At 62.9% G+C, this 20822-nt stretch carries 19 protein-coding genes; 16 read left to right on the top strand and 3 right to left on the bottom strand.

What is annotated here, in order from left to right:
* Positions 1-91 precede the first annotated feature (91 nt).
* Positions 92-1249 carry a M20 aminoacylase family protein gene (locus ABLV54_RS22725; RefSeq protein WP_226564043.1) on the top strand — a complete coding sequence of 386 codons (1158 nt, stop codon included), beginning with the start codon at positions 92-94 and terminating at the stop codon, positions 1247-1249.
* 47 nt (positions 1250-1296) lie between these two features.
* On the opposite strand, the gene fdhF is transcribed toward ABLV54_RS22725, so the two are convergent.
* Positions 1297-3447, bottom strand: coding sequence for a formate dehydrogenase subunit alpha (gene fdhF, locus ABLV54_RS22720; RefSeq protein ID WP_023290034.1), 2151 nt, complete (start codon positions 3445-3447; stop codon positions 1297-1299).
* 246 nt (positions 3448-3693) lie between these two features.
* A complete protein-coding gene (locus tag ABLV54_RS22715; protein ID WP_023290033.1) occupies positions 3694-4773 on the bottom strand; it encodes a malate/lactate/ureidoglycolate dehydrogenase in 1080 nt (359 codons plus the stop codon).
* Positions 4774-5076: 303 nt separating this feature from the next.
* Between ABLV54_RS22715 and ABLV54_RS22710 the strand changes: the two genes are divergently transcribed.
* The 3 genes from ABLV54_RS22710 to ABLV54_RS22700 all read left to right on the top strand — a co-directional run bounded on the left by ABLV54_RS22710 (position 5077) and on the right by ABLV54_RS22700 (position 9072).
* Positions 5077-6165, top strand: a complete 1089-nt coding sequence (locus ABLV54_RS22710) for an ABC transporter substrate-binding protein (RefSeq protein ID WP_023290032.1) — start codon at positions 5077-5079, stop codon at positions 6163-6165.
* A 74-nt stretch (positions 6166-6239) separates the two neighbouring features.
* Positions 6240-8009, top strand: coding sequence for an iron ABC transporter permease (locus ABLV54_RS22705; protein ID WP_004189548.1), 1770 nt, complete (start codon positions 6240-6242; stop codon positions 8007-8009).
* Positions 8002-9072 (top strand): ABC transporter ATP-binding protein, encoded by a 1071-nt coding sequence (locus ABLV54_RS22700; protein WP_002908292.1) that lies wholly within the window; start codon positions 8002-8004, stop codon positions 9070-9072. The genes ABLV54_RS22705 and ABLV54_RS22700 overlap by 8 nt, the downstream gene beginning before the upstream one ends.
* 7 nt (positions 9073-9079) lie before the next feature.
* Here the strand turns inward: ABLV54_RS22700 and ABLV54_RS22695 are convergent, their stop codons facing one another.
* Positions 9080-9451, bottom strand: coding sequence for a VOC family protein (locus ABLV54_RS22695; protein ID WP_194859610.1), 372 nt, complete (start codon positions 9449-9451; stop codon positions 9080-9082).
* A gap of 501 nt (positions 9452-9952) precedes the next feature.
* Between ABLV54_RS22695 and ABLV54_RS22690 the strand changes: the two genes are divergently transcribed.
* The 12 genes from ABLV54_RS22690 to ccmI all read left to right on the top strand — a co-directional run bounded on the left by ABLV54_RS22690 (position 9953) and on the right by ccmI (position 20462).
* Complete coding sequence (locus tag ABLV54_RS22690; RefSeq protein ID WP_004175724.1) at positions 9953-10708, top strand: gluconate 2-dehydrogenase subunit 3 family protein; 756 nt, start codon at positions 9953-9955, stop codon at positions 10706-10708.
* 2 nt (positions 10709-10710) lie between these two features.
* The gene (locus ABLV54_RS22685; protein WP_002908285.1) at positions 10711-12495 is read left to right on the top strand and encodes a GMC family oxidoreductase; all 1785 of its coding nucleotides are present in this window, start codon (positions 10711-10713) and stop codon (positions 12493-12495) included.
* A 10-nt stretch (positions 12496-12505) separates the two neighbouring features.
* Entirely contained in the window at positions 12506-13846 is a 1341-nt protein-coding gene (locus tag ABLV54_RS22680) for a cytochrome c (RefSeq protein ID WP_074186185.1), read from the top strand.
* Positions 13847-13929: 83 nt separating this feature from the next.
* Positions 13930-14553 carry a cytochrome c biogenesis heme-transporting ATPase CcmA gene (gene ccmA, locus ABLV54_RS22675; RefSeq protein ID WP_048297691.1) on the top strand — a complete coding sequence of 208 codons (624 nt, stop codon included), beginning with the start codon at positions 13930-13932 and terminating at the stop codon, positions 14551-14553.
* A complete protein-coding gene (gene ccmB, locus ABLV54_RS22670; RefSeq protein ID WP_085551013.1) occupies positions 14550-15209 on the top strand; it encodes a heme exporter protein CcmB in 660 nt (219 codons plus the stop codon). The genes ccmA and ccmB overlap by 4 nt, the downstream gene beginning before the upstream one ends.
* 49 nt (positions 15210-15258) lie before the next feature.
* Entirely contained in the window at positions 15259-15996 is a 738-nt protein-coding gene (locus ABLV54_RS22665; RefSeq protein ID WP_072413315.1) for a heme ABC transporter permease, read from the top strand.
* Entirely contained in the window at positions 15993-16223 is a 231-nt protein-coding gene (gene ccmD, locus ABLV54_RS22660; RefSeq protein WP_226564395.1) for a heme exporter protein CcmD, read from the top strand. The genes ABLV54_RS22665 and ccmD overlap by 4 nt, the downstream gene beginning before the upstream one ends.
* On the top strand, positions 16207-16665 hold the full coding sequence (ccmE, locus tag ABLV54_RS22655) for a cytochrome c maturation protein CcmE (RefSeq protein WP_049014463.1): 459 nt from the start codon (positions 16207-16209) through the stop codon (positions 16663-16665). Before ccmD ends, ccmE begins: the two co-directional genes overlap by 17 nt.
* Positions 16662-18614 (top strand): heme lyase CcmF/NrfE family subunit, encoded by a 1953-nt coding sequence (locus ABLV54_RS22650; RefSeq protein ID WP_226564393.1) that lies wholly within the window; start codon positions 16662-16664, stop codon positions 18612-18614. Before ccmE ends, ABLV54_RS22650 begins: the two co-directional genes overlap by 4 nt.
* Entirely contained in the window at positions 18611-19165 is a 555-nt protein-coding gene (locus tag ABLV54_RS22645; RefSeq protein ID WP_032453183.1) for a DsbE family thiol:disulfide interchange protein, read from the top strand. The genes ABLV54_RS22650 and ABLV54_RS22645 overlap by 4 nt, the downstream gene beginning before the upstream one ends.
* Before the next feature lie 11 nt (positions 19166-19176).
* Positions 19177-19623: a cytochrome c-type biogenesis protein gene (locus ABLV54_RS22640; RefSeq protein WP_226564398.1), complete on the top strand. Its 447-nt coding sequence runs from the start codon at positions 19177-19179 to the stop codon at positions 19621-19623.
* Complete coding sequence (gene ccmI / locus ABLV54_RS22635) at positions 19620-20462, top strand: c-type cytochrome biogenesis protein CcmI (protein WP_226564391.1); 843 nt, start codon at positions 19620-19622, stop codon at positions 20460-20462. The genes ABLV54_RS22640 and ccmI overlap by 4 nt, the downstream gene beginning before the upstream one ends.
* The last annotated feature ends 360 nt before the right edge of the window (positions 20463-20822 follow it).

Here is a 20822-nt window from a genome sequence, read left to right as displayed (position 1 = left end):
CGGCAGCGACCCGGCGCCGGTGAGCGACGGGGAAAAACGCAGCGCATGACCCAATTATTCAGCATTACGCTATGCAGGAAAGGAGTAATACATGGCCGTATCGCCGTCACTGATCGCCGAAGCCACAGGCTGGCGACGTGAGTTTCACGCCGCGCCTGAGCTCGGATATCAGGAGCAGGAGACCTCGCGCCGCGTTGCCGAGCTGCTGGTCTCGTTTGGCCTGCAGGTTCATCGCGGGCTGGCCGGCACCGGCGTCGTGGCGACGCTGGAAAACGGCCCCGGGCCGGTCATCGGCCTGCGCGCCGATATGGACGCCCTGCCGATCACCGAGCTGGGGAGCGTCAGCTACCGTTCGCGCCGCGCCGGGGTAATGCACGCCTGCGGCCACGATGGCCATACCGCGATGCTGCTGGCGGCCGCGGCCCATCTGGCGCAGACCCGCCAGTTCAGCGGTACCGTCCACTTTGTCTTCCAGCCGGCGGAAGAGAACCTTGGCGGCGCGCGCAAAATGGTGGAAGAGGGGTTATTCGAACGCTTCCCGATGGATGCGATTTACGCGCTGCATAACTGGCCGGGGATCCCCCTCGGCGAAGTGGCGCTCAGCGATGGCGCGATGATGGCTTCCCTCGACGCCTTCGAGATCACCCTGCGCGGCAAAAGTTGCCATGCGGCGATGCCGGAGAGCGGGGCCGATCCCATCGTCGCCGCGGCGCAGCTGATTATGGCGCTGCAGACCATCCCCTCCCGTCGCCTGTCGCCACAGGATTCCGCGGTGGTCAGCATCACCCAGATAAAAGGCGGCGAGGCGATCAACGTCCTGCCGGACACCGTGGTGCTGCGCGGCACCTTCCGCTGCCTGAGCAATCGCGTTCGCGCCCGCGTGCGGGAGCTTATCGAAAGCTATGTGGCGACCCAGCCGCAGGTGTCCGATGTCCGGGGCGAGATTAGCTGGTTTCCCGGGTATCCGGTGACCAAAAACCATGCGCCGCAGGCGCAGCTGCTGCGCGAGGTGGCGGTCGCCACCCTCGGCGCGGAAGCGGTGCGCTGGAACCAGGCGCCGTCGATGGCCTCTGAGGATTTTGCCTGCATGCTGGAGGTCTGTCCGGGGGCCTATTTCTGGATCGGCACCGATGGCGAAACGCCGTCGAAGCCGTTGCATAACGCCAGCTATGACTTTAACGACGCGCTGATTAGCCACGGGGTGGCGATGTGGGTGGCGCTGGTGGAGAAACAGCTGCCGGCGGCGTAACCCGCCGGCAGCGGCAGGAGGGAAGGGAGCGCGCGCGCTCCCTGAGGTCAGACGTCGGCGGCGGCTTTCAGTCGTGCCTTCATGTCGCTGTAGGCGGTCCAGGCATAGCGCTCCGCCCACTGCTGGTCGGCAATCGCTTCCACTTTCACCGCACAGTATTTGGTTTCCGGCGTTTTGGAGATCGGATCCAGGTTATCCTGGGTCAGCTCATTACAGGCGCCCACCCACCACTGATAGGTCATATAGACCGCGCCCGGGTTGATGCGATCGCTGAGGTCGGCGCGGGTGATGACCTTTCCGCGCCGGGAGCTTACCCACACCAGCTGTTTGTCGGCGATCCCCAGCCGTTGCGCATCCACGGGATTCATCTGCACCCGTCCCGGCTCGTCGGCCAGCGACTGCAGCGCGGCGCAGTTGCCGGTCATCGAGCGGCAGGAGTAGTGCCCCACCTCCCGCACCGTGCAGAGCACCAGCGGCCATTCATCATCCGGACGCTCCGCCGGCGCGCGCCAGGCGGTGGCGAACAGCTGCCCTTTACCTGATGGGGTGTCGAAGCGGTTGTCTTTATACAGCCACGGCGTGCCGGGGTGGTCGAGGGTCGGGCATGGCCACTGAACATGGCCCATATCGCCCATTTTCTCCCAGGTCACGCCGTAGAACAGCGGGCAGAGCTCGCGCATCTCGTCCCAGATCTGCTGGTTGCTCTCATAGTGCATCGGATAGCCCATTTCGCTGGCCAGCAGACTGATGATCTCCCAGTCGCGCTTCACATTCCCCGCCGGCGGGATCGCCTGTTCAAACCGCTGAAACCCGCGGTCGGCGCAGGTGAAGACGCCGCCGTGCTCGCCCCAGGAGGTGGCCGGCAGCAGGACATCGGCAATCTCCGCCGTTTTGGTCATGAAGATATCCTGCACCACCACGAAGTCCAGCGCCTCGATGCCTTTGCGCACCAGGCCGAGGTCGGCTTCGGTCTGCAGCGGATCTTCGCCCATGATGTAGTAGGCTTTGATCTCGCCCGTCAGCGCCTTATGCGGCACCTCGGTGATGCGGGTGCCGACCTGGTCATCCATCTGCGCCGGGTCGATCCCCCAGGCGGCGGCGAATTTCGCCCGCACGGCCGGGTCGGTGACCTCCTGATAGCCGGGGAACAGGTTCGGCAGCACGCCCATATCGCAGGCGCCCTGTACATTGTTTTGCCCACGGACCGGACCCACGCCGACGTTCGCCCGTCCCAGGTTGCCGGTGAGCAGCGCCAGGCTTGCCAGGCCGCGCACCACGTCCACCGCCTGGCCAAACTGGGTGACCCCCATGCCCCACATAATGGTGGCGGAAGGGGCGGCGGCAAACATGCGCATTGCCTCGCGGATCGCCTGCGCGCTGACCCCGACAATCCCTTCCACTGCTTCCGGGGCGTAATCTTTCACCGCCTCGCGGTAGGCGTCCAGCCCTTCGGTATAGCGTTCGACATAGGCTTTGTTGTACAGCTCTTCTTCCAGCAATACATAGCCGAAGGCGTTCACCAGCGCCATGTTGCTGCCGTTGTTGAGCTGCAGATGACGGTCAGCTATGCGTGCGGTTTCAATGCGTCGCGGATCGCAGACGATGATTTTGGCGCCGTTTTCCCGGGCTTTGATCACCCGGCGGGCGACGATGGGATGGGAGTCGGCGCAGTTGTAGCCAAAGACCAACAGGCACTTCGAGTTTTCGATGTCGCTTATCGAGTTGCTCATCGCCCCGTTGCCCAGCGCCTGCTGCAGCCCGGCGACGGAAGGGCCATGGCAGACGCGGGCGCAGCAGTCGACGTTGTTGGTGTTCAGCACCGCGCGGGCGAACTTTTGCATCACATAGTTGGTTTCGTTGCCGGTGCCGCGCGAGGAGCCGGTGGTCATGATGGCGCGCGGGCCATGCTTCTCTTTGATCTCCCTGAGCTTGCTGGCGGTATAGCGAATCGCTTCCTGCCAGCTGACCGGCGTGAAAGCGCCGCCTTTCTGGTAGCGGATCATCGGTTGTTTAAGACGGGGCGTCAGGAGCTGCGTGTCGTTAAGAAAATCCCAGCCGTAATAGCCTTTCAGGCACAGCTGGTTCTGGTTGGTGACGCCGTCGGCGGCTTCCGCGCGAATGATTTTATTGTTGTCGACAACCAGTTTAAGTTTGCAACCCGCCCCGCAGTAGGGGCACACGCTCGTGATTTTTTTCATCAGTAACAGACCTGTTAACAGTGAACAGAGGATCGCTGTCGCGCCGGGCCCGACGGGCAACGATCGCGGTATCGCCTGGTGGTGATGCGGACGCAGGCCCGCTGCGCTATGCAGGTCTCGTGCCAGATTTTAATCTATTGATTTAAAATGAAAAATAACAGGAGAAGGATGACGGGAGCGTGACCTCGTCACTAATGACGATGACGCAGAGCGCCGACGTCAGACGCTCTGCAGGGGATAATGCCGCTACGCGAGAGGGCGGCAGCGGGCGATATGCGACTCGCTCAGGCCGACGTCGCGCGCGGCGGCGCAGATTGCCTGCCAGCTGCCCGCATCCAGCGGGATCCCCTCGGCCAGGCGCGCTTCGCGGTTGGCGGCCTCCCATTCGCCGGGGGCCAGCACCGGGGCATCGGGATCGTGCGGCGACTGTTTACACCATGCGATAAAGGCCTCCGTCTGCGCCTGGCTGTCCGGGGCATCGAACGCGTCCGGGCGCAGGATCACGGTGGTCATGCAGTTAAAGATGGCGTCGACGCTGGTCTGCAGGCTTTCCTGATGGGTGGTTTGCCCCCCGGAGAGCGCGCCGCCGAGCACTTCGCACAGTGTCGCCAGGGCATAGCCTTTGTGCTGGGCGAAGGTGAGCAGGGCGCCCAGCGGCGAGGTCTGCATCACAGCCGGGTCGGTGGTGGGCAGCCCCTGGGCGTCGATCAGGCAGCCGGGCGCCACGGCTTCTCCTTTGTGCCAGGCGACGCGGGTTTTACCAAAGGCGATGGCGCTGGTGGCGTAGTCCAGCAGCAGCGGCGGATGGCCCGCGCGGGGAAACACCACGCACAGCGGGTTAGTGCCGAAGCGGCTGTCTTTTCCGCGGAACGGGGCGACCATCGGGTCGCCGATCACGCTGACGAAGTGAATGGAGATCAGCCCGGCGGCGGCGCACTGCTCCGCCCAGTAGCCGATGCGTCCGACGTGATGCGCATTGCGCAGGGCGATAGCCGCCATGCCGTGCTGCTTCGCCTTTTCGATGCCTAACTGCATCGCTTCGTGGGCGACCACCTGGCCGAAGCCGGCGTTGCCGTCAAGGGTGACCACGGCGCCGGCGTCTTTGGTGACCGTGGCGTGGCGGTTGAGCTGCAGAAAGCCGCCGGCGTGGGATTTGACATAGCTTGGGATCATCCCGACGCCATGGGAGTCATGCCCGGCCAGGTTGGCGGCGATGAGATGGTCGGCGACCAGCGTCGCTTCTTCTGAGCGGCTGCCGAGATGGGTAAACAGTGAGACGACAAACTGATGCAGATCCGTCGCCAGAAAGCGGTGTCCTGTTGGCACTGATTCTCTCCTGTAGTCTGTTGTTATTTTGTTATGTTTGCCGTTTTATGCTGCGCCGCCCGGCGCAGAAGGTCAAGGGCGGACTCTCCCGGCGACAGGCCACTGCGCCAGCGCCTGGGTTATACGACAGACGATAAAAAACCGGTCCGGGATCGCGTTTTAATTAACGTCATAAACACCACATTTTTAAATTCTGCCACTGTCACAAAAGCCAGAAAAAAGCCAGCCCCGGCGTTGCAAGGGGAGCTGATACCACTATATGTTAAATTTGTGTTTATTAATTGATGATTAAAGGTTGGTATCATGTATAAGAAAATAAGTGGTTTAGTGGTTTCACTGACGGCCGTTTTCGCCTGTGCCGCCTGGGCGGAGGTGCCTGCGGGCTATCCGGCGGATTATCAAAAAACGGTTGATGCCGCCGTCAAAGAGGGCAAGGTGGTGATCTATTCCACAACCGATACCAAAGCGGCCGGGCCGTTAATTAAAGGATTTGAAGCGCAATATCCGGGCGTAAAAGTCGAATATAACGACATGAACAGCACCGAGCTGTATAACCGCTATATCAGCGAGCAGGCCGCCGGGGGCGGCAGCGGGGACGTGGTGTGGAGCTCATCGATGGATACGGCGCTGAAATTAGCCACCGAGTACGCGGAACAATATGCCTCGCCGGAGGTGAAGCAATTACCCGACTGGGCGGTGTGGCAGCAGAAAGCCTATGGCACCACCTACGAGCCGGTGGTATTTATCTATAACAAACGGCTGATCCCGCAGAATGAGGTGCCGGACTCGCACACCGCGCTGGCCAAATTGATCGCCAGCCAGGCCGATAAATTTAAAGGCAAAGTCACCACCTACGATATCGAAAAATCGGGCCTCGGCTTTATGCTGGCGGTCCAGGACAGCCAGGCCGACGCGAACTATTTTACCGACCTGGCGAATATCGCCAAAGGCGGCCTGACGGTGCAGTCTTCCACCGGCACGATGATGGAGCGCGTCTCCTCTGGCGAAAACCTGATCGGCTATAACATTCTTGGCTCCTATGCCGAAGCGCGGGCGAAAAACGATCCCTCTTTAGGCATCGCCTATCCGAAAGATTACGTGCTGGTGCTCTCCCGCGTCTCGTTTATTAGCCAGGAGAGCGAACATCCCAATGCGGCGAAATTGTGGCTGGATTATGTCCTGTCGGAAAAAGGCCAACAGATCCTCGCCAGCCAGGCGGATATTCCCTCTCTTCGTCGCGATATTGAAGGCAAAAATGATATCGACGGCATGACCACGCTGCTGGGCAAAGCGTTAAAACCGATCCCGGTCAACGAAACGCTGCTGGATTATTTACAGCCGCAAAAACGTCTGCAGTTTATTAAACAATGGCGCAGCGCCGCCGCGAAATAATCCTCCCCCGGGGCATCGCCGATGCCCCTTATTCACACCCGGCGGGTTTATTCACCTGACCAAAGGGATGAACCATGAATGTATTACGCAGAAAGTGGCAGGGGCTGCCGCGCGGCGTGGTGGTGTGCATCACGGCGCTGGTGATTTACGTCCCGCTGTTATTTATTGTGGTGCAGAGTTTTCTCTCCGCGCCGTTCTTTTCCCGCTCCAAATCCTGGAGTCTGGAAGCCTTCGCCTTTATTTTTACCGACCCGGATTTTTATCTGGCGTTAAGGTCAGGGTTTATTCTGGCCTTTGGCCTGGTGATTATCGCCATTCCGCTGGGCGGTATTTTGGCCTTTCTGATGGTACGCACCGATTTACCCGGCCGGCGGTTCATTGAGCCGCTGATCCTGGTGCCGATCTTCGTCTCGCCGATGGTGCTGGGCTTTGGCTACGTGGTGGCCGCCGGGCCGGTAGGCTTCTTTTCCCAGTGGGCGCAGCAGCTGATCGGCTTTGTGCCGTGGAATATCTACTCGATGTTCAGCATTGTGGTCATCGCCGGCTTAACCCACGTGCCGCACGCCTATCTCTATATCTCCTCGGCGCTGCGCAGCGTCGGCTCGGATGTGGAAGAGGCGGCGCGCACCGTCGGCGCCACGCCGCTGCAGGTGATGACTTCGGTGAGTCTGCCAATGGTACGGCCATCCATTCTTTACGCCTGCGTGCTGCTCTTTTTCCTTGGTCTGGAAGTCTTCGGTCTGATGCTGGTGCTGGGCGACCCCGAGGGCAACATGGTGCTGGCGACCTATCTCTACAAGCTGACCAATAAGCTTGGCACCCCCTCCTACCATCTGATGGCGGCGGTGGCGGTAGTGCTGATCTGCATCACCATCCCGCTGGTCATGCTCCAGCGTCGGCTGATGCGCACCGCCAACCGCTTTGTCACCATGAAGGGCAAGGCGTCGCAGGCGCGGGCGCTGCCGCTGGGCAAATGGCGCTGGGTGGCCGGGGCGGTGGTGGTGGCCTGGCTGACGGTGACCATCGGCGTCCCGCTGCTCGGCGTGGCGCTGCGTGCCTTTATCTCCAACTGGGGCGTCGGCGTGTCGCTGTGGGATGAGCTGTCGCTGACGACGTTCCACAATATCTGGCAGCAGCCCAACCTGCTGCGGGCGATCGTCAACTCGATGGCTATCGGCATCGTCGGCGGCGCGCTGGCGGTGATCTGCTATCTGTTTGTCGGCATCGCCATGCACCGCAAAGCGGACAACGTCACCCGCTTTCTTGATTACAGCGTGCTGGTCCCGCGCGCGGTGCCGGGGCTGCTGGCCGGTCTGGCCTTCCTGTGGGTGTTCCTGTTTGTGCCGATGTGGCTCGATCAGTCGCTGAAGCATGGCTGGCTCTCGGCGCTGCCGGTGGCGGACTGGCTGCGGGAGCACCTTATCGTGCAGCTGCGCGCGCTGCGCAATACCATCTTCAGCGTCTGGCTGGCCTACACCGTGGTATGGATGGCCTATGGCCTGCGGCTCATCTCCTCGACGCTGCTGCAGGTGGGACCGGAGCTGGAGGAGGCGGCGCGCAGCACCGGCGCCTCGCGGGGGCAGATCACCCGCCACGTCACCGTCCCGCTGTCGCGCTATGGGCTGATTGGCTCCTGGCTGCTGATGTTTCTGATCTTTGAGCGCGAATATTCCACCGGCGTCTATCTGCTGTCGCCGGGTACCGAAACCATCGGCTCGATGCTGGTGTCGCTGTGGGCGGCGGGGGCCATCGATATCGTCGCGGCGCTCTCCTTTATCAATATTCTGCTGGTGGTGATTGGCCTTGGCATCGCCCTGCGCTTTGGAGTGAAATTACATGATTGAGTTATCGGTTGAAAATCTGCATCTCACCTATGGCGACAACCCGGTGCTGAAAGGCGTGTCGATGACGCTCGGCCGGGGAGAGGTGGTGTCGCTGCTGGGGCCTTCGGGAAGCGGCAAAACCACGCTGCTGCGGGCGGTGGCCGGGCTGGAGAAGCCGACGAGCGGGCGGATCGCCATCGGCAACCGCACGGTGTACGACGGTACGCCGCGCAGCGAAATCCCGGCCGAAGAGCGTAACCTCGGCCTGGTGTTCCAGTCCTATGCCCTGTGGCCGCACAAAACGGTGTTCGACAACGTGGCCTATCCGCTGAAGCTGCGTAAAGTCGCCGCCGGGGAGATAAAAGAGCGGGTGCAGCGCGTGCTGGATCAGCTGGGGCTGGGGCATCTTGGCAACCGCCATCCGCACCAGCTCTCCGGCGGCCAACAGCAGCGGGTGGCCATTGGTCGGGCGCTGGTCTACAACCCGCCGGTGATCCTGCTGGATGAGCCGCTCTCTAACCTCGACGCCAAGCTGCGCGAGGAGGCGCGGGTGTTTCTGCGCGAGCTGATCATCAAGCTGGGCCTCTCGGCGCTGATGGTCACCCACGATCAAAATGAAGCGATGGCCATCTCCGATCGTATTCTGCTGCTGAACAATGGCGTCATCGAGCAGCAGGGGACGCCGCAGGAGATGTACGGCAGCCCGGCGACGCTGTTCGCCGCCGAGTTTATGGGCAGCAATAACCGCCTGCACGGCAAGGTGATGGCGCTGGAGAACGGCAGGGCGCGCATCGAAGGCGCCAGCTGGAGCCTGTGGGGGCGAGCGGGCGAGGGGGTCAGCGTCGGCGAGCCGGCGACGGCGGTGATCCGCGTCGAGCGCCTGCGTCTTGACGGCGCGGCGCAGGATAACAGTCTCCAGTTACCGCTGCTGACCAGCATGTACCTCGGCGACCGCTGGGAGTACCTGTTCCGCACCGAGGGCGACGACTTTCCGCTACGCGCCTACGGAACCGCGCTGCGCGATGCTGAACACTGCCATCTGACGCTCCCGGCGGAGGATGTGTGGATTTTTCCGCAGCGGTAACCGTTTGTTAAGACGCCAGATGGCACACGGCTTCAATATTGTGCCCGTCTGGCGCAATCACAAAGGCGGCGTAGTACCCGGCGTGGTAGTTGGGCCGTAACCCCGGCGCGCCGTTGTCCTTTCCTCCGGCGGCCAGCGCCGCCTGCCAGAAGGCGTCTACCTGCTCGCGGCTGTCGGCGCGAAAGGCGATATGCAGCGGCGCAGGGTTGTCCGCACTTTGATAGAGGCATAGAGAGACATCGCCGCTGCCGGCCAGCTCTGCGCCGTAGGTCGGATCGCCTTCGCCGACCAGCGTTACGCCCAGCGGTGCAAGGGCTTGTAAAAAGAACGCTTTGCTGGCGGCATAGTCGCTGACGCCGAATTTCACATGATCGAACATCTCTTCTCTTCTCCTGTGGACGGGGTATCGCCAGCCGAACGCGTTAGCCGGGAAATAGATGCAAAATAGTTAACAACGGGTAGTAACTTTTTTAACAGCTCAAAATGTTTAATTATTCCTAATACGAGTATTTACAGACGTTTAATCTGCCATGTACCATAAACAAAAAATAACATTTGTGATACAAGTCACTCTTTTTTGGCGCATGGGTAAGCTCAGCGCGGTGTGAACGCCGCCGGTTTACCGCCTCAAGGTTATGGCAGCACCCTTCTCACGATGACATTCCGGTGAATTTCTCTCCGATTTCCCGCGTTTCGTTGAGAATCGTCTACTATCCAAACGATAACCCTATAAATGATATCGCCTCTGGCGATGTTTTATCCGACTTGCCGGTCCGGGCCAGACGCTAAGCGGTTTAAAAGCGCAATGGTATCGGTTCCAGCACGACATTCACTGGTTTTGTCAGCGACAAAAACAGTAATTTTCAATGACAGGAATGTGATGATGTCGAGCGAGAAAACTAACAATTCCAGGCGTGATTTCCTGGTGAAATCGATGGCGCTGATCCCGACGGTGGTGATCGGCGGCGCGGGAGCAGGGGCCATTGGCGTGGCCACCAGCGCGACCGCGCAGGCGGCCCCCGCTTCAGAGCCAGCCTCCGGGAACACGGCGGCGGCCAGCGACTGGAAGCCGCAGTTCTTCAACGATCGTGAGTGGGCGTTTATCAACGCCGCTGTCGCTCGCTTAATCCCGGCGGATGAACTTGGGCCCGGCGCTAAAGAGGCCGGCGTGCCGGAGTTTATCGACCGCCAGCTCAATACCCCTTACGCCACCGGCTCCATCTGGTATATGCAGGGGCCCTTCAACCCCGACGTGCCGAAAGAGATGGGCTATCAGCTGCCGCTGGTGCCCAAACAGATCTATAACCTCGGGATCGCCGATGCCGAGGCCTGGTGTCAGGACAAGTATCACAAAACCTTTGCTGAACTGAGCAGCGAGCAGCAGGACGAGGCGCTCGGCCTGTGGGAATCGGGCAAAGCCGAGTTCAAACAGCTGCCGGCTTCGCTGTTCTTCACCTATCTGCTGCAGAACACCCGCGAAGGCTTCTTCAGCGACCCGATCCATGGCGGTAACAAAGGCATGGTTGGCTGGACGCTGATTAATTTTCCCGGCGCGCGCGCCGACTTTATGGATTGGGTTGAACGGGGCGAACGCTACCCCTTCCCGCCGGTATCAATTAATGGGGAGAGGGCGTAATCATGGCCACCGTATTGAAAAAAACCGATGTCGCGATCGTCGGCTTCGGCTGGGTTGGGGCGATCATGGCCAAAGAGCTGACCGAAGCCGGGCTCAACGTCGTGGCGCTGGAGCGCGGCCCGATGCGCGACACCTGGCCGGACGGCGCCTATCCGCAGGTGATTGATGAGCTGACCTACAACATCCGCCGCAAGCTGTTCCAGGACCTGTCGAAAAGCACCGTCACCATCCGGCATAACACCAGCCAGCAGGCGGTGCCGTATCGCCAGCTGGCGGCCTTCCTGCCGGGTACCGGCGTGGGCGGCGCCGGGCTGCACTGGTCCGGCGTCCATTTCCGCGTCGATCCCATCGAACTGCGGATGCGCAGCCACTATGAAGAGCGCTACGGCAAAAACTTCATTCCCCAGGATATGATCATCCAGGATTTCGGCGTCACCTACGACGAGCTGGAACCGTTCTTCGATAAAGCGGAGAAAGTTTTCGGCACCTCCGGGACCGCCTGGTCGATCAAAGGCAAGGTCGTCGGCAAAGGCCGCGGCGGCAACGCCTTCGCCCCGGACCGTTCAGATGACTTCCCGCTGCCGGCGCAGAAAAACACCTGGTCGGCGCAGCTGTTTGAAAAAGCGGCGCTCGAGGTGGGCTACCATCCCTACAACCTGCCGTCGGCCAACACTTCCGACTCCTATACCAACCCGTACGGCGCGCAGATGGGCCCGTGCAACTTCTGCGGTTTCTGCAGCGGCTACGCCTGCTACATGTACTCCAAAGCCTCGCCGAACGTGAACATTCTGCCGGCGCTGCGCCAGGAAAAACGCTTTGAGCTGCGGACCAACGCCAACGTGCTGAAGGTCAACCTGACCGACGACAAATCTCGCGCCACCGGCGTGACCTACGTCGACGGCCAGGGGCGCGAAATGGAGCAGCCGGCGGACCTGGTGATCATCGGCGCCTTCCAGTTCCATAACGTGCACCTGATGCTGCTCTCCGGGATCGGCAAACCCTACAATCCGGAGACCGGAGAAGGGGTGGTGGGGCGTAACTTCGCCTACCAGAACATGACCACCATTAAGGCCATTTTCGACAAAGACACCTACACCAACCCGTTTATCGGCGCGGGCGGCAACGGCGTCGGCGTCGACGACTTCAACGCCGACAACTTCGACCACGGCGCGGCGGGCTTTGTCGGCGGTTCGCCGTTCTGGGTCAACCAGGCCGGGACCAAGCCCATCTCCGGTTTCCCGGTACCGCCGGGCACCCCGGCGTGGGGCAGCAAATGGAAAGCGGCGGTGGCCGATACCTACACCCATCACCTGTCGATGGATGCTCACGGCGCGCACCAGTCCTATCGGCAGAACTACCTCGATCTTGATCCGAACTACAAAAACGTCTTTGGCCAGCCGCTGCTGCGCATGACCTTTGACTGGCAGGAAAACGACATCAAGATGGCGCAGTTTATGTTCGATAAGATGGCGCCGATCGCCAAAGCGATGAAGCCGAAATATATCCTCGGCAGCCCGAAAAACGCCAACAGCCACTTTGATACCACCACCTACCAGACCACCCATATGAACGGCGGGGCGGTGATGGGGGAAGATCCGAAAACCAGCGCCGTTAACCGTTATCTGCAAAGCTGGGACGTGCATAACGTCTTCGTCATCGGCGCCTCCGCTTTCCCGCAGGGGCTGGGCTATAACCCAACCGGCACGGTGGCCGCGCTGGCGTACTGGTCAGCGAAGGCGATCCGCGAGCAGTATCTGAAAAATCCGGGTCCCCTGGTGCAGGCATAAAGGAAGGCAGATGATGAAAATGCAATGGTTATCGGCCCTGGTGCTTGGGGCATTGAGCTGCGCGGCCTTCGCCGAAGAGGCGCCTGCGGACAGCAATCTGATTAAGCAAGGGGAGTATCTGGCGCGGGCGGGGGACTGTGTCGCCTGCCATACCAACGGCAAAGCGGGCAAACCTTTCGCCGGCGGTCTGCCGATGGAGACGCCGATCGGCACCATCTACTCCACCAATATCACGCCGGATAAAGAACACGGCATCGGCGGGTACACCTTCGAAGAGTTCGACGACGCGGTGCGCAAGGGTGTGCGGAAAGACGGTTCCACGCTCTATCCGGCAATGCCGTATCCCTCATTCGCGCGGATCAGTGAAGCGGACATGCGCGCCATGTACGCCTACTTTATGCATGGCGTGGAGCCGGTGAATGTCGCCAACAAGGACACCGACATCCCGTGGCCGCTGTCGATGCGCTGGCCGCTGGCGTTCTGGCGCGGCATCTTCGCCCCGACGCCGAGCGACTTTGTCGCCAACCCGCAGGTTGACCCGGTGCTGGAGCGCGGTCGCTATCTGGTGGAAGGCCTGGGCCACTGCGGCGCCTGTCATACCCCGCGTAGCCTGACGATGCAGGAAAAAGCGCTCAGCGAAAGCGAAGGCGATGATTACCTGGCGGGCAGCAATGCGCCGATTGACGGCTGGGTCGCCTCCAGCCTGCGCGGCGAAAATCGCGACGGTCTGGGGACCTGGAGCGAAGCCGAGCTGGCTGAGTTCCTGAAAACCGGACGTAACGATAAATCGGTGGTCTTCGGCGGCATGAGCGATGTGGTGGAGCACAGTCTGCAGTATCTCTCTGATGACGACATCACCGCCATCGCCCGCTATCTGAAGTCGCTCCCGCCGCGCGGCGGCAAACAGACCCCAGCCCCGGTGGAAGACAGCGTGGCGAAAGATCTGTGGAAGGGTAACGACAGCAAAACCGGCGCCGCGCTGTATGTCGATAACTGCGCCGCCTGCCACCGCACCGACGGCGCGGGCTATCAGCGCGCCTTCCCGTCGCTGAAGGGCAACCCGGTGGTGCAGACCGAAGATGCCACTTCGCTTATTCACATCGTTCTGACCGGGAGCACCACGCCGGCGGTGAAAGATGCGGTCTCCAACCTGACCATGCCGTCGTTCGGCTGGCGTCTGGACGACCAGCAGGTGGCGGATGTGGTCAACTTCATCCGCACCAGCTGGGGCAACAATGCGCCGGCGGTCAGCGCCAGCGATGTGGCGAAGGTGCGTAAGGAGACCGCGGCGCACAATGAGAAGGCGTTAGGCAACGCCGATATCTCGAAGCTGCCGGGGGCCGGACAGTAACCGTCAGGGTTGCGTCGCCCGCGCGGCGCAACCCTGACTTAGCCAGGACGTAAAATACTGTCTGAATCAAGGAGTTTGCCTTCATGCTGCATGCAGAGCGACTGACCTGCATCGTTGACGATCGACCGCTGTTTGCGGAGCTGACGCTATCCCTTGCTGCCGGCGAGCTGCTGCAGGTCGCCGGTGATAACGGCGCGGGGAAAACCTCGCTGCTGCGGATCCTTTGCGGCCTGGCGCGCCCGGAAAGCGGGGTGGTGAGCTGGCAGGGCCAGCCGCTGGCCCAGGTCCGGGAGTCATTTCACCGGCAGCTGCTGTGGCTGGGCCATAAGCCCGGCGTCAAAGCGGCGCTGACCGCCGATGAAAACCTGCGTTTCTTCTTTCCGGCCAGCCGCCTTCAGCAGCGGGAAAGCGCCCTCGCCGCCGTCGGCCTGGCGGGCTATGAAGATCTCCCCTTAAGCCAGCTCTCCGCCGGGCAGCAGCGCCGGGTGGCGTTAACCCGCCTGTGGTTAACCGATGCGCCGCTGTGGATCCTCGATGAGCCGTTCACCGCCCTCGACGCCACGGCGATAGAAACCCTGACCCGTCGTCTGGAGCAGCACGCCCGGCAGGGGGGAAGCGCGATCCTCACCACCCATCAGCCGCTGCGGCCGCTGGGCTGCCCGTTGCGCACCCTGCGCCTCGGCGACGACGGCGGGAGGCGGCAATGATGAGAGCGCTGTTGGCCCGGGAACTGCGCCTGGCGTGGCGCAGCGGGGCGGAGATCCTCAATCCGCTATGGTTCTTTCTGATCGTCATCACCCTGTTTCCGTTCGGCGTCGGCACCGCGCCGCAGCTGCTGGCGCAGATTGCGCCGGGCGTGGTGTGGGTCGCCGCGCTGCTGGCGGCGCTGCTGGTGATGGATCGGTTGTTTCGCGACGACTGGCAGGACGGTTCCCTGGAGCAGCTGATGCTTCTGCCGACGCCGCTGGTGGCGGTGGTGCTGGTGAAGGTGGTCGCTCACTGGATGATGAGCGGCCTGCCGCTGCTGATCGTCTCGCCGCTGGCGGCGCTGCTGCTGGGGATGAATCTGCACGACGCCGGCGTGCTGGCGCTGACCTTGCTGCTTGGCACGCCGACGCTCAGTTTTCTTGGCGCGGTGGGGGTTGGCCTGACCGTCGGCCTGAAGCGCGGCGGCGTCCTGCTGAGCCTGCTGGTGCTGCCGCTGGCGGTGCCGCTGCTGATTTTCGCCACCGCGGCCTGCCAGGCGGCGGCCGCCGGGCTCCCGGTCGGCGGCTATCTGGCGATGCTGGCGGCGTTCTTAACCGCCAGCGCCACCCTGTGTCCGTTCGCCACCGCCGCCGCGCTGCGGCTGACCGTGCAATAATTCGCTGCGCCTGCGGGCGCGGCCATCATAACCGTGTGAGTAAGCGTCTATGTGGAAAGCGTTACATCAACTGGCGATCCCCGAGCGGCTGTACCGCCTGTGCGGGTGCTGGATCCCCTGGCTGGCGGCGTTGAGCGCGCTGTTGCTGGTCATCGGCCTGGGGTGGGGCTTTGGCTTCGCCCCGGCGGACTATCAGCAGGGGGAAAGCTACCGGATCATGTATCTTCACGTCCCGGCGGCGATGTGGTCGATGGGGCTGTACCTGGCGATGGCCGTCGCGGCCTTCGTCGGGGTGGTCTGGCAGATTAAAATGGCCGACCTGGCGATCGCCGCCCTGGCGCCGGTAGGGGCGGTCTGCACCCTGGTGGCGCTGGTCAGCGGCGCGGCGTGGGGCAAGCCGATGTGGGGGACCTGGTGGATCTGGGACGCCCGCCTGACCTCGGAGCTGGTGCTGCTGTTTCTGTATGCCGGCGTCATCGCCCTGTGGCACGCCTTTGACGACCGCCGCCTGGCCGGGCGCGCGGCGGGGATCCTCGTCCTGGTCGGGGTGGTCAATTTGCCCATTATTCATTACTCGGTTTACTGGTGGAACACCCTGCACCAGGGTTCGACCAACCTGCAGCAAACCATCGACCCGAGCATGCGTCTGCCGCTGCGGATCTGTATCTTTGCTTTCCTCGCGCTGTCGGTCACCCTGACCCTGATGCGCCTGCGTAACCTGATCCTCCAGCAGGAACGTCGTCGGCCGTGGGTGGTGGCGCTGGCTAACAAAGGAGCCGCCCGATGAGCCCCGCTTTTTCTTCGTTCGCCGCCTTCCTGAATATGGACGGCTATGCCCTGTACGTCTGGCTGGCGGTGGCCGTGGCCATCGCCGCCTTTGGCCTGCTGACGGTTCATACCCTGTGGGCGCGGCGGGCGCTATTCCAGGAGGTGCGACGCCAGCAGGCGCGCGAGCGGCGGATCGCGGCCGCTCGCGAACATGACAAGGAGGCCGCGGATGCAAGCGCGTCGTAAAACCCGGCTGTATATCGTGCTGGCGGTGCTCGCCGGCCTTGGGCTGACCGTCAGCCTGACGCTGTACGCCTTGAGCAGCAATATCGATCTGTTCTACACCCCGGGGGAAATTATCTACGGCAAAACGGAAACCCGGGCGCTGCCCCAGATCGGGCAGCGCCTGCGGGTGGGGGGCTACGTTCAGCCAGGCTCCCTGCAGCGCGACCCGCAAACCCTCGACGTGCGCTTTAAGCTGTATGACGCCCGCGGGGTCGTGGACGTCAGCTATAAGGGCATTCTGCCGGACCTGTTCCGTGAAGGACAGGGCGTGGTGGCCCAGGGCGTTCTGGACGGCGAGCGGCATATCACCGCTCAGCAGGTGCTGGCCAAGCATGATGAAAATTACACCCCGCCGGAGGTGAAAAACGCCATGACGCCGGCGAAAGCGGAGGCGCAGCCATGATGCCGGAGCTGGGCAACTTTTTATTGTGTCTGGCGGTGGGGCTGGCGCTGCTTCTGAGCGTCTATCCCCTGTGGGGCGCGGCGCGGCAGGACCGGCGGCTGATGGCCCTGGCCCGACCGCTGGCCTGCGGGCTGTTCGCCTGTATCGGCGGCGCCTTCCTGCTGCTGGTGCACGCCTTTGTGGTCAATGACTTTACCGTCCGCTACGTGGCGGAAAACTCCAACAGCGCGTTGCCGGTGTGGTATCGGGTGGCGGCGACCTGGGGGGCGCACGAGGGCTCGCTGCTGCTGTGGGTCCTGCTGCTCAGCGTCTGGACCTTCGCCGTCGCCCTCTTCAGCCGCCGGATGCCGCTCGACGCCGTCGCCCGGGTGCTGGCGGTGATGGGGATGATCGCCTTTGGGTTCCTGCTGTTCATCCTCTTTACCTCCAACCCGTTCAGCCGCGGCCTGCCGCAGTACCCCATTGACGGCCGCGACCTTAATCCGCTGCTGCAGGATATCGGCATGATTTTTCATCCGCCGATCCTCTATATGGGGTACGTCGGCTTCTCGGTGGCTTTCGCCTTCGCCATCGCCTCGCTGCTGGCGGGGCGGCTGGACACCGCGTGGGCGCGCTGGTCGCGTCCCTGGACCCAGGCGGCGTGGATGTTCCTCACTCTCGGCATCGTGCTGGGCTCGGCGTGGGCCTATTACGAACTGGGCTGGGGCGGCTGGTGGTTCTGGGACCCGGTGGAAAACGCCTCGTTTATGCCGTGGCTGGTAGGGACCGCGCTGCTGCACTCCCTGGCGGTGACCGAGAAGCGCGGCAGCTTCCGCGCCTGGACGGTGCTGCTGGCCATCGCCGCCTTCTCCCTGTGCCTGCTGGGCACCTTCCTGGTGCGCTCCGGGGTGCTGGTCTCGGTGCATGCCTTCGCCTCGGATCCGTCGCGCGGGCTGTTCATTCTGGCGCTGCTGATTGTCGCCATCGGCGGGTCGCTGCTGCTGTACGCCCTGAAGGGCGGCAGGGTGCGGGCGCGGGTGGAACATACGCTGTGGTCGCGCGAGTCGTTCCTGCTTGGCAACAATATCTTGCTGATGGCCGCGATGCTGGTGGTGATCCTCGGAACGCTGCTGCCGCTGGTGCATAAAGAGCTGGGCCTCGGCAGCATCTCCATCGGCGAGCCGTTCTTTAACACCATGTTCACCGCCCTGATGGCGCCGTTTGCGCTGCTGCTGGGACTGGGGCCGCTGATCCGCTGGCGGCGCGATGACGTCGCCAGGCAGATTAAGCGCCTGGTGATCGCCCTGGTGGTGACGTTGTCACTTTCTCTGGCGCTACCGTGGCTGCTGCAGGATCGTATCACCGCGATGGCGGTCATTGGCCTGATGATGGCCCTGTGGGTGCTGATCTTCGCCCTGATGGAGGTTCACGAACGGGCCACCCATCGCCACGGCTTCTGGCGCGGCCTGCGGACGCTGACCCGCAGCCAGTGGGGGATGGTGCTCGGTCACGTCGGCGTGGCGGTGACCGTTATCGGCATCACCTTTAGCCAGAACTACAGCGTGGAGCGCGATGTACGGATGCGCCCCGGCGACAGCATCGATATCCACCGCTATCACTTTGTGTTTAACGGCGTGCGCAATATCGTCGGCCCCAACTGGACCGGCGGGGAAGGCATTATTGCCGTGACCCGCAACGGCCGCCCGGAAGCGACGCTGTATGCCGAGAAGCGCTTTTACACCGCCAGCCGGATGATGATGACCGAGGCGGCGATCAGCGGCGGGCTGACCCGCGATCTGTACGCCGCGCTGGGGGAAGAACTGAGCGACGGCAGCTGGGCGGTGCGTCTGTACTACAAACCGTTCGTTCGCTGGATCTGGTACGGCGGGGTGCTGATGGCCCTCGGCGGTCTGTGCTGCATGCTCGATCCGCGCTACCGGATGCGTAAGAAACTGCAGGAGGCCTCATGAACCGGAAGCTGCTGTTTATCCCGCTGGTGCTGTTTCTGGCGCTGGCCGCCGCGCTGTTCTGGCAGCTGATGCGTAACGCCGATGGCGACGACCCGACGACCCTCGAGTCGGCGCTGATTGGCAAACCGCTGCCGGAATTTCGCCTTGAAGCGCTGGATACCCCCGGCCAGACGCTGGACCGACGGACGCTGATTGACGGCAAGCCGCTGCTGCTTAACGTCTGGGCCACCTGGTGCCCAACCTGTCGCGCCGAGCATCAGTTTCTCAACGGCCTGGCGCAGCAGGGCGTGCGGGTGGTGGGGATGAACTACAAAGACGATCGGCAGAAGGCGATCAGCTGGCTGCAGCGCCTGGGTAATCCGTACAGGCTGAGCCTGTACGACGGCAACGGCATGCTCGGCCTGGATCTGGGGGTTTATGGCGCGCCGGAGACGTTTCTCATCGACGGTCAGGGCATCATCCGCTGGCGGCACGCCGGCGACCTGAACGACCGGGTGTGGCGCGAGGAGCTCCAGCCGCTGTGGAATCAATACAACCGGGGGGCGGGCTGATGAGAGGTGTCATAGGCATTCTGCTGGCGCTGATGCTGACCGGCCAGGCGTGGGCCGCCATCGACACCTGGCAGTTTAAAGACGAGGCCCAGGAGCAGGCGTTCCGCGAGATCACCTCCCGGCTGCGCTGCCCGAAATGCCAGAACAACAGCATCGCCGACTCGAACGCGATGATTGCCGCCGATATGCGGCAGAAGGTGTACGAGCTGATGCAGCAGGGGAAAACGAAAGGGCAGATCGTTGACTATATGGTGGCCCGCTACGGCAATTTTGTCAGCTACGAGCCGCCGCTGACCGCGGGCACGGTGCTGCTGTGGCTGGGGCCGGGGCTGTTCGTGCTGGCGGGCGCGGGGGTGATTATCGCCCGCGCGCGTCGTCGCGACATCCCTGACGTGGCACTCAGCGCCGAAGAGCGCCAGCGGCTGGCGGCATTATTGAAAGAAGGAAAAGAACGATGAGCCTGTTGGTGGTTATCGCCGGGCTGCTGCTGGCTGGCGCGCTGGGGCTGCTGTACTTACCGTGGACGGGCAAAGGGGCGGTGGACCGCGATACCCTCAACCGCGCCCTGTACCAGTCGCGCCTGCAGGAGCTGGCGCAGGAGCGCGGCGAGGACAACCCGGCGCTGGTCGTCGAGCTCCAGCGCACGCTGCTGACGGATATCCCGCCCCAGGCACAGCCTGGCGAACGGCCGCTAAGCCGCTGGGCGCTGTTTCCGGGCGCGCTGCTGCTGGTGGTCCTGAGCCTGGGCCTGTATCTGAAAACCAGCGATATTGGCCAGGTGCTGCTCTGGCAGCAGGCGGAGCGGCATTATCCTGCGCTGCTGCAGCAGGTTAAGGACCCGACCGCGCCGCCGCTGCGTATGGATGAGCTGGCGGAGCTGCGGCTTGGCCTGCGCAGCCATCTGCAGAATACCCCGCACGACCTCGCCGGCTGGCAGCTGCTTGGGCGGCTGGGGCTGTTGTTGAACGATGGCGAGACGGCGATCGGCGCTTTTGGCCGGGCGCATGCGCTGGCGGCGGACGACCCGGCGGCGGCTTTCGATTATGCCAGCGCGCTGGTGCGGGCGGGGGATAGCGGTCAGGTCCGGATGGGCGAGCTGCTGCTGCGCGACCTGCATCAGCGACAGCCGACCAGCCTGCCGGTGCTGGAGATGCTGGCCCTGAGCGCGGTGCGTAATGAAGATTACCCCGAAGCCGTGGCGGCCCTGCAGGCGTTGCTGGCCCGGCTGCCGGAAGGGGATGCGCGGCGCGAGGCGATTGTCCGCCAGCTGGCGCAGGCGCAGCAGCAGGCGCAGTAACTGCCCGGCGGCGCTGAACGTGGGGTCTGCCGCGAGGACGGTACGGATAGCCCTGGTTTTGTAGGCCGGGTCAGGCGCAGCCGCCACCCGGCGCAAAATCGGCTCCGTGCCCGCTGTCCTTGCCCGGCGGCGCTACGCTTGCGCGGGCCTACGAAGGGCGCGAATAGAGCGCCAAATCGCGGGCAGCTTTTGTAGGCCGGGTAAGCGAAGCGCCACCCGGCAACATGTTGAGCTCGGAGCCTGATACCTTCCCGGCGGCGCTGCGTTAGCGTGGGCCTGGGGATATGAGCTGACGGGAGGCCTTTGTAGGCCGGGTAAGCGAAGCGCCACCCGGCAACATGTTGAGCTCGGAGCCTGATA

The organism is Klebsiella sp. JB_Kp042 (assembly GCF_040065275.1).
GTDB classification, from domain to species: Bacteria; Pseudomonadota; Gammaproteobacteria; order Enterobacterales; family Enterobacteriaceae; genus Klebsiella; species Klebsiella quasipneumoniae.
The sequence above is the reverse complement of the archived record's forward strand: the minus strand, read 5'-3'. Positions and strand labels throughout refer to the sequence as shown.

Coding starts and splice junctions, on each gene's coding strand:
- ABLV54_RS22725 (WP_226564043.1), top strand. CDS start 92: ATGGCCGTATCGCCGTCACTGATCGCCGAAGCCACAGGCTGGCGACGT.
- fdhF (WP_023290034.1), bottom strand. CDS start 3,447: ATGAAAAAAATCACGAGCGTGTGCCCCTACTGCGGGGCGGGTTGCAAA.
- ABLV54_RS22710 (WP_023290032.1), top strand. CDS start 5,077: ATGTATAAGAAAATAAGTGGTTTAGTGGTTTCACTGACGGCCGTTTTC.
- ABLV54_RS22705 (WP_004189548.1), top strand. CDS start 6,240: ATGAATGTATTACGCAGAAAGTGGCAGGGGCTGCCGCGCGGCGTGGTG.
- ABLV54_RS22700 (WP_002908292.1), top strand. CDS start 8,002: ATGATTGAGTTATCGGTTGAAAATCTGCATCTCACCTATGGCGACAAC.
- ABLV54_RS22695 (WP_194859610.1), bottom strand. CDS start 9,451: ATGTTCGATCATGTGAAATTCGGCGTCAGCGACTATGCCGCCAGCAAA.
- ABLV54_RS22690 (WP_004175724.1), top strand. CDS start 9,953: ATGATGTCGAGCGAGAAAACTAACAATTCCAGGCGTGATTTCCTGGTG.
- ABLV54_RS22685 (WP_002908285.1), top strand. CDS start 10,711: ATGGCCACCGTATTGAAAAAAACCGATGTCGCGATCGTCGGCTTCGGC.
- ABLV54_RS22680 (WP_074186185.1), top strand. CDS start 12,506: ATGATGAAAATGCAATGGTTATCGGCCCTGGTGCTTGGGGCATTGAGC.
- ccmA (WP_048297691.1), top strand. CDS start 13,930: ATGCTGCATGCAGAGCGACTGACCTGCATCGTTGACGATCGACCGCTG.
- ccmB (WP_085551013.1), top strand. CDS start 14,550: ATGATGAGAGCGCTGTTGGCCCGGGAACTGCGCCTGGCGTGGCGCAGC.
- ABLV54_RS22665 (WP_072413315.1), top strand. CDS start 15,259: ATGTGGAAAGCGTTACATCAACTGGCGATCCCCGAGCGGCTGTACCGC.
- ccmD (WP_226564395.1), top strand. CDS start 15,993: ATGAGCCCCGCTTTTTCTTCGTTCGCCGCCTTCCTGAATATGGACGGC.
- ccmE (WP_049014463.1), top strand. CDS start 16,207: ATGCAAGCGCGTCGTAAAACCCGGCTGTATATCGTGCTGGCGGTGCTC.
- ABLV54_RS22650 (WP_226564393.1), top strand. CDS start 16,662: ATGATGCCGGAGCTGGGCAACTTTTTATTGTGTCTGGCGGTGGGGCTG.
- ABLV54_RS22645 (WP_032453183.1), top strand. CDS start 18,611: ATGAACCGGAAGCTGCTGTTTATCCCGCTGGTGCTGTTTCTGGCGCTG.
- ccmI (WP_226564391.1), top strand. CDS start 19,620: ATGAGCCTGTTGGTGGTTATCGCCGGGCTGCTGCTGGCTGGCGCGCTG.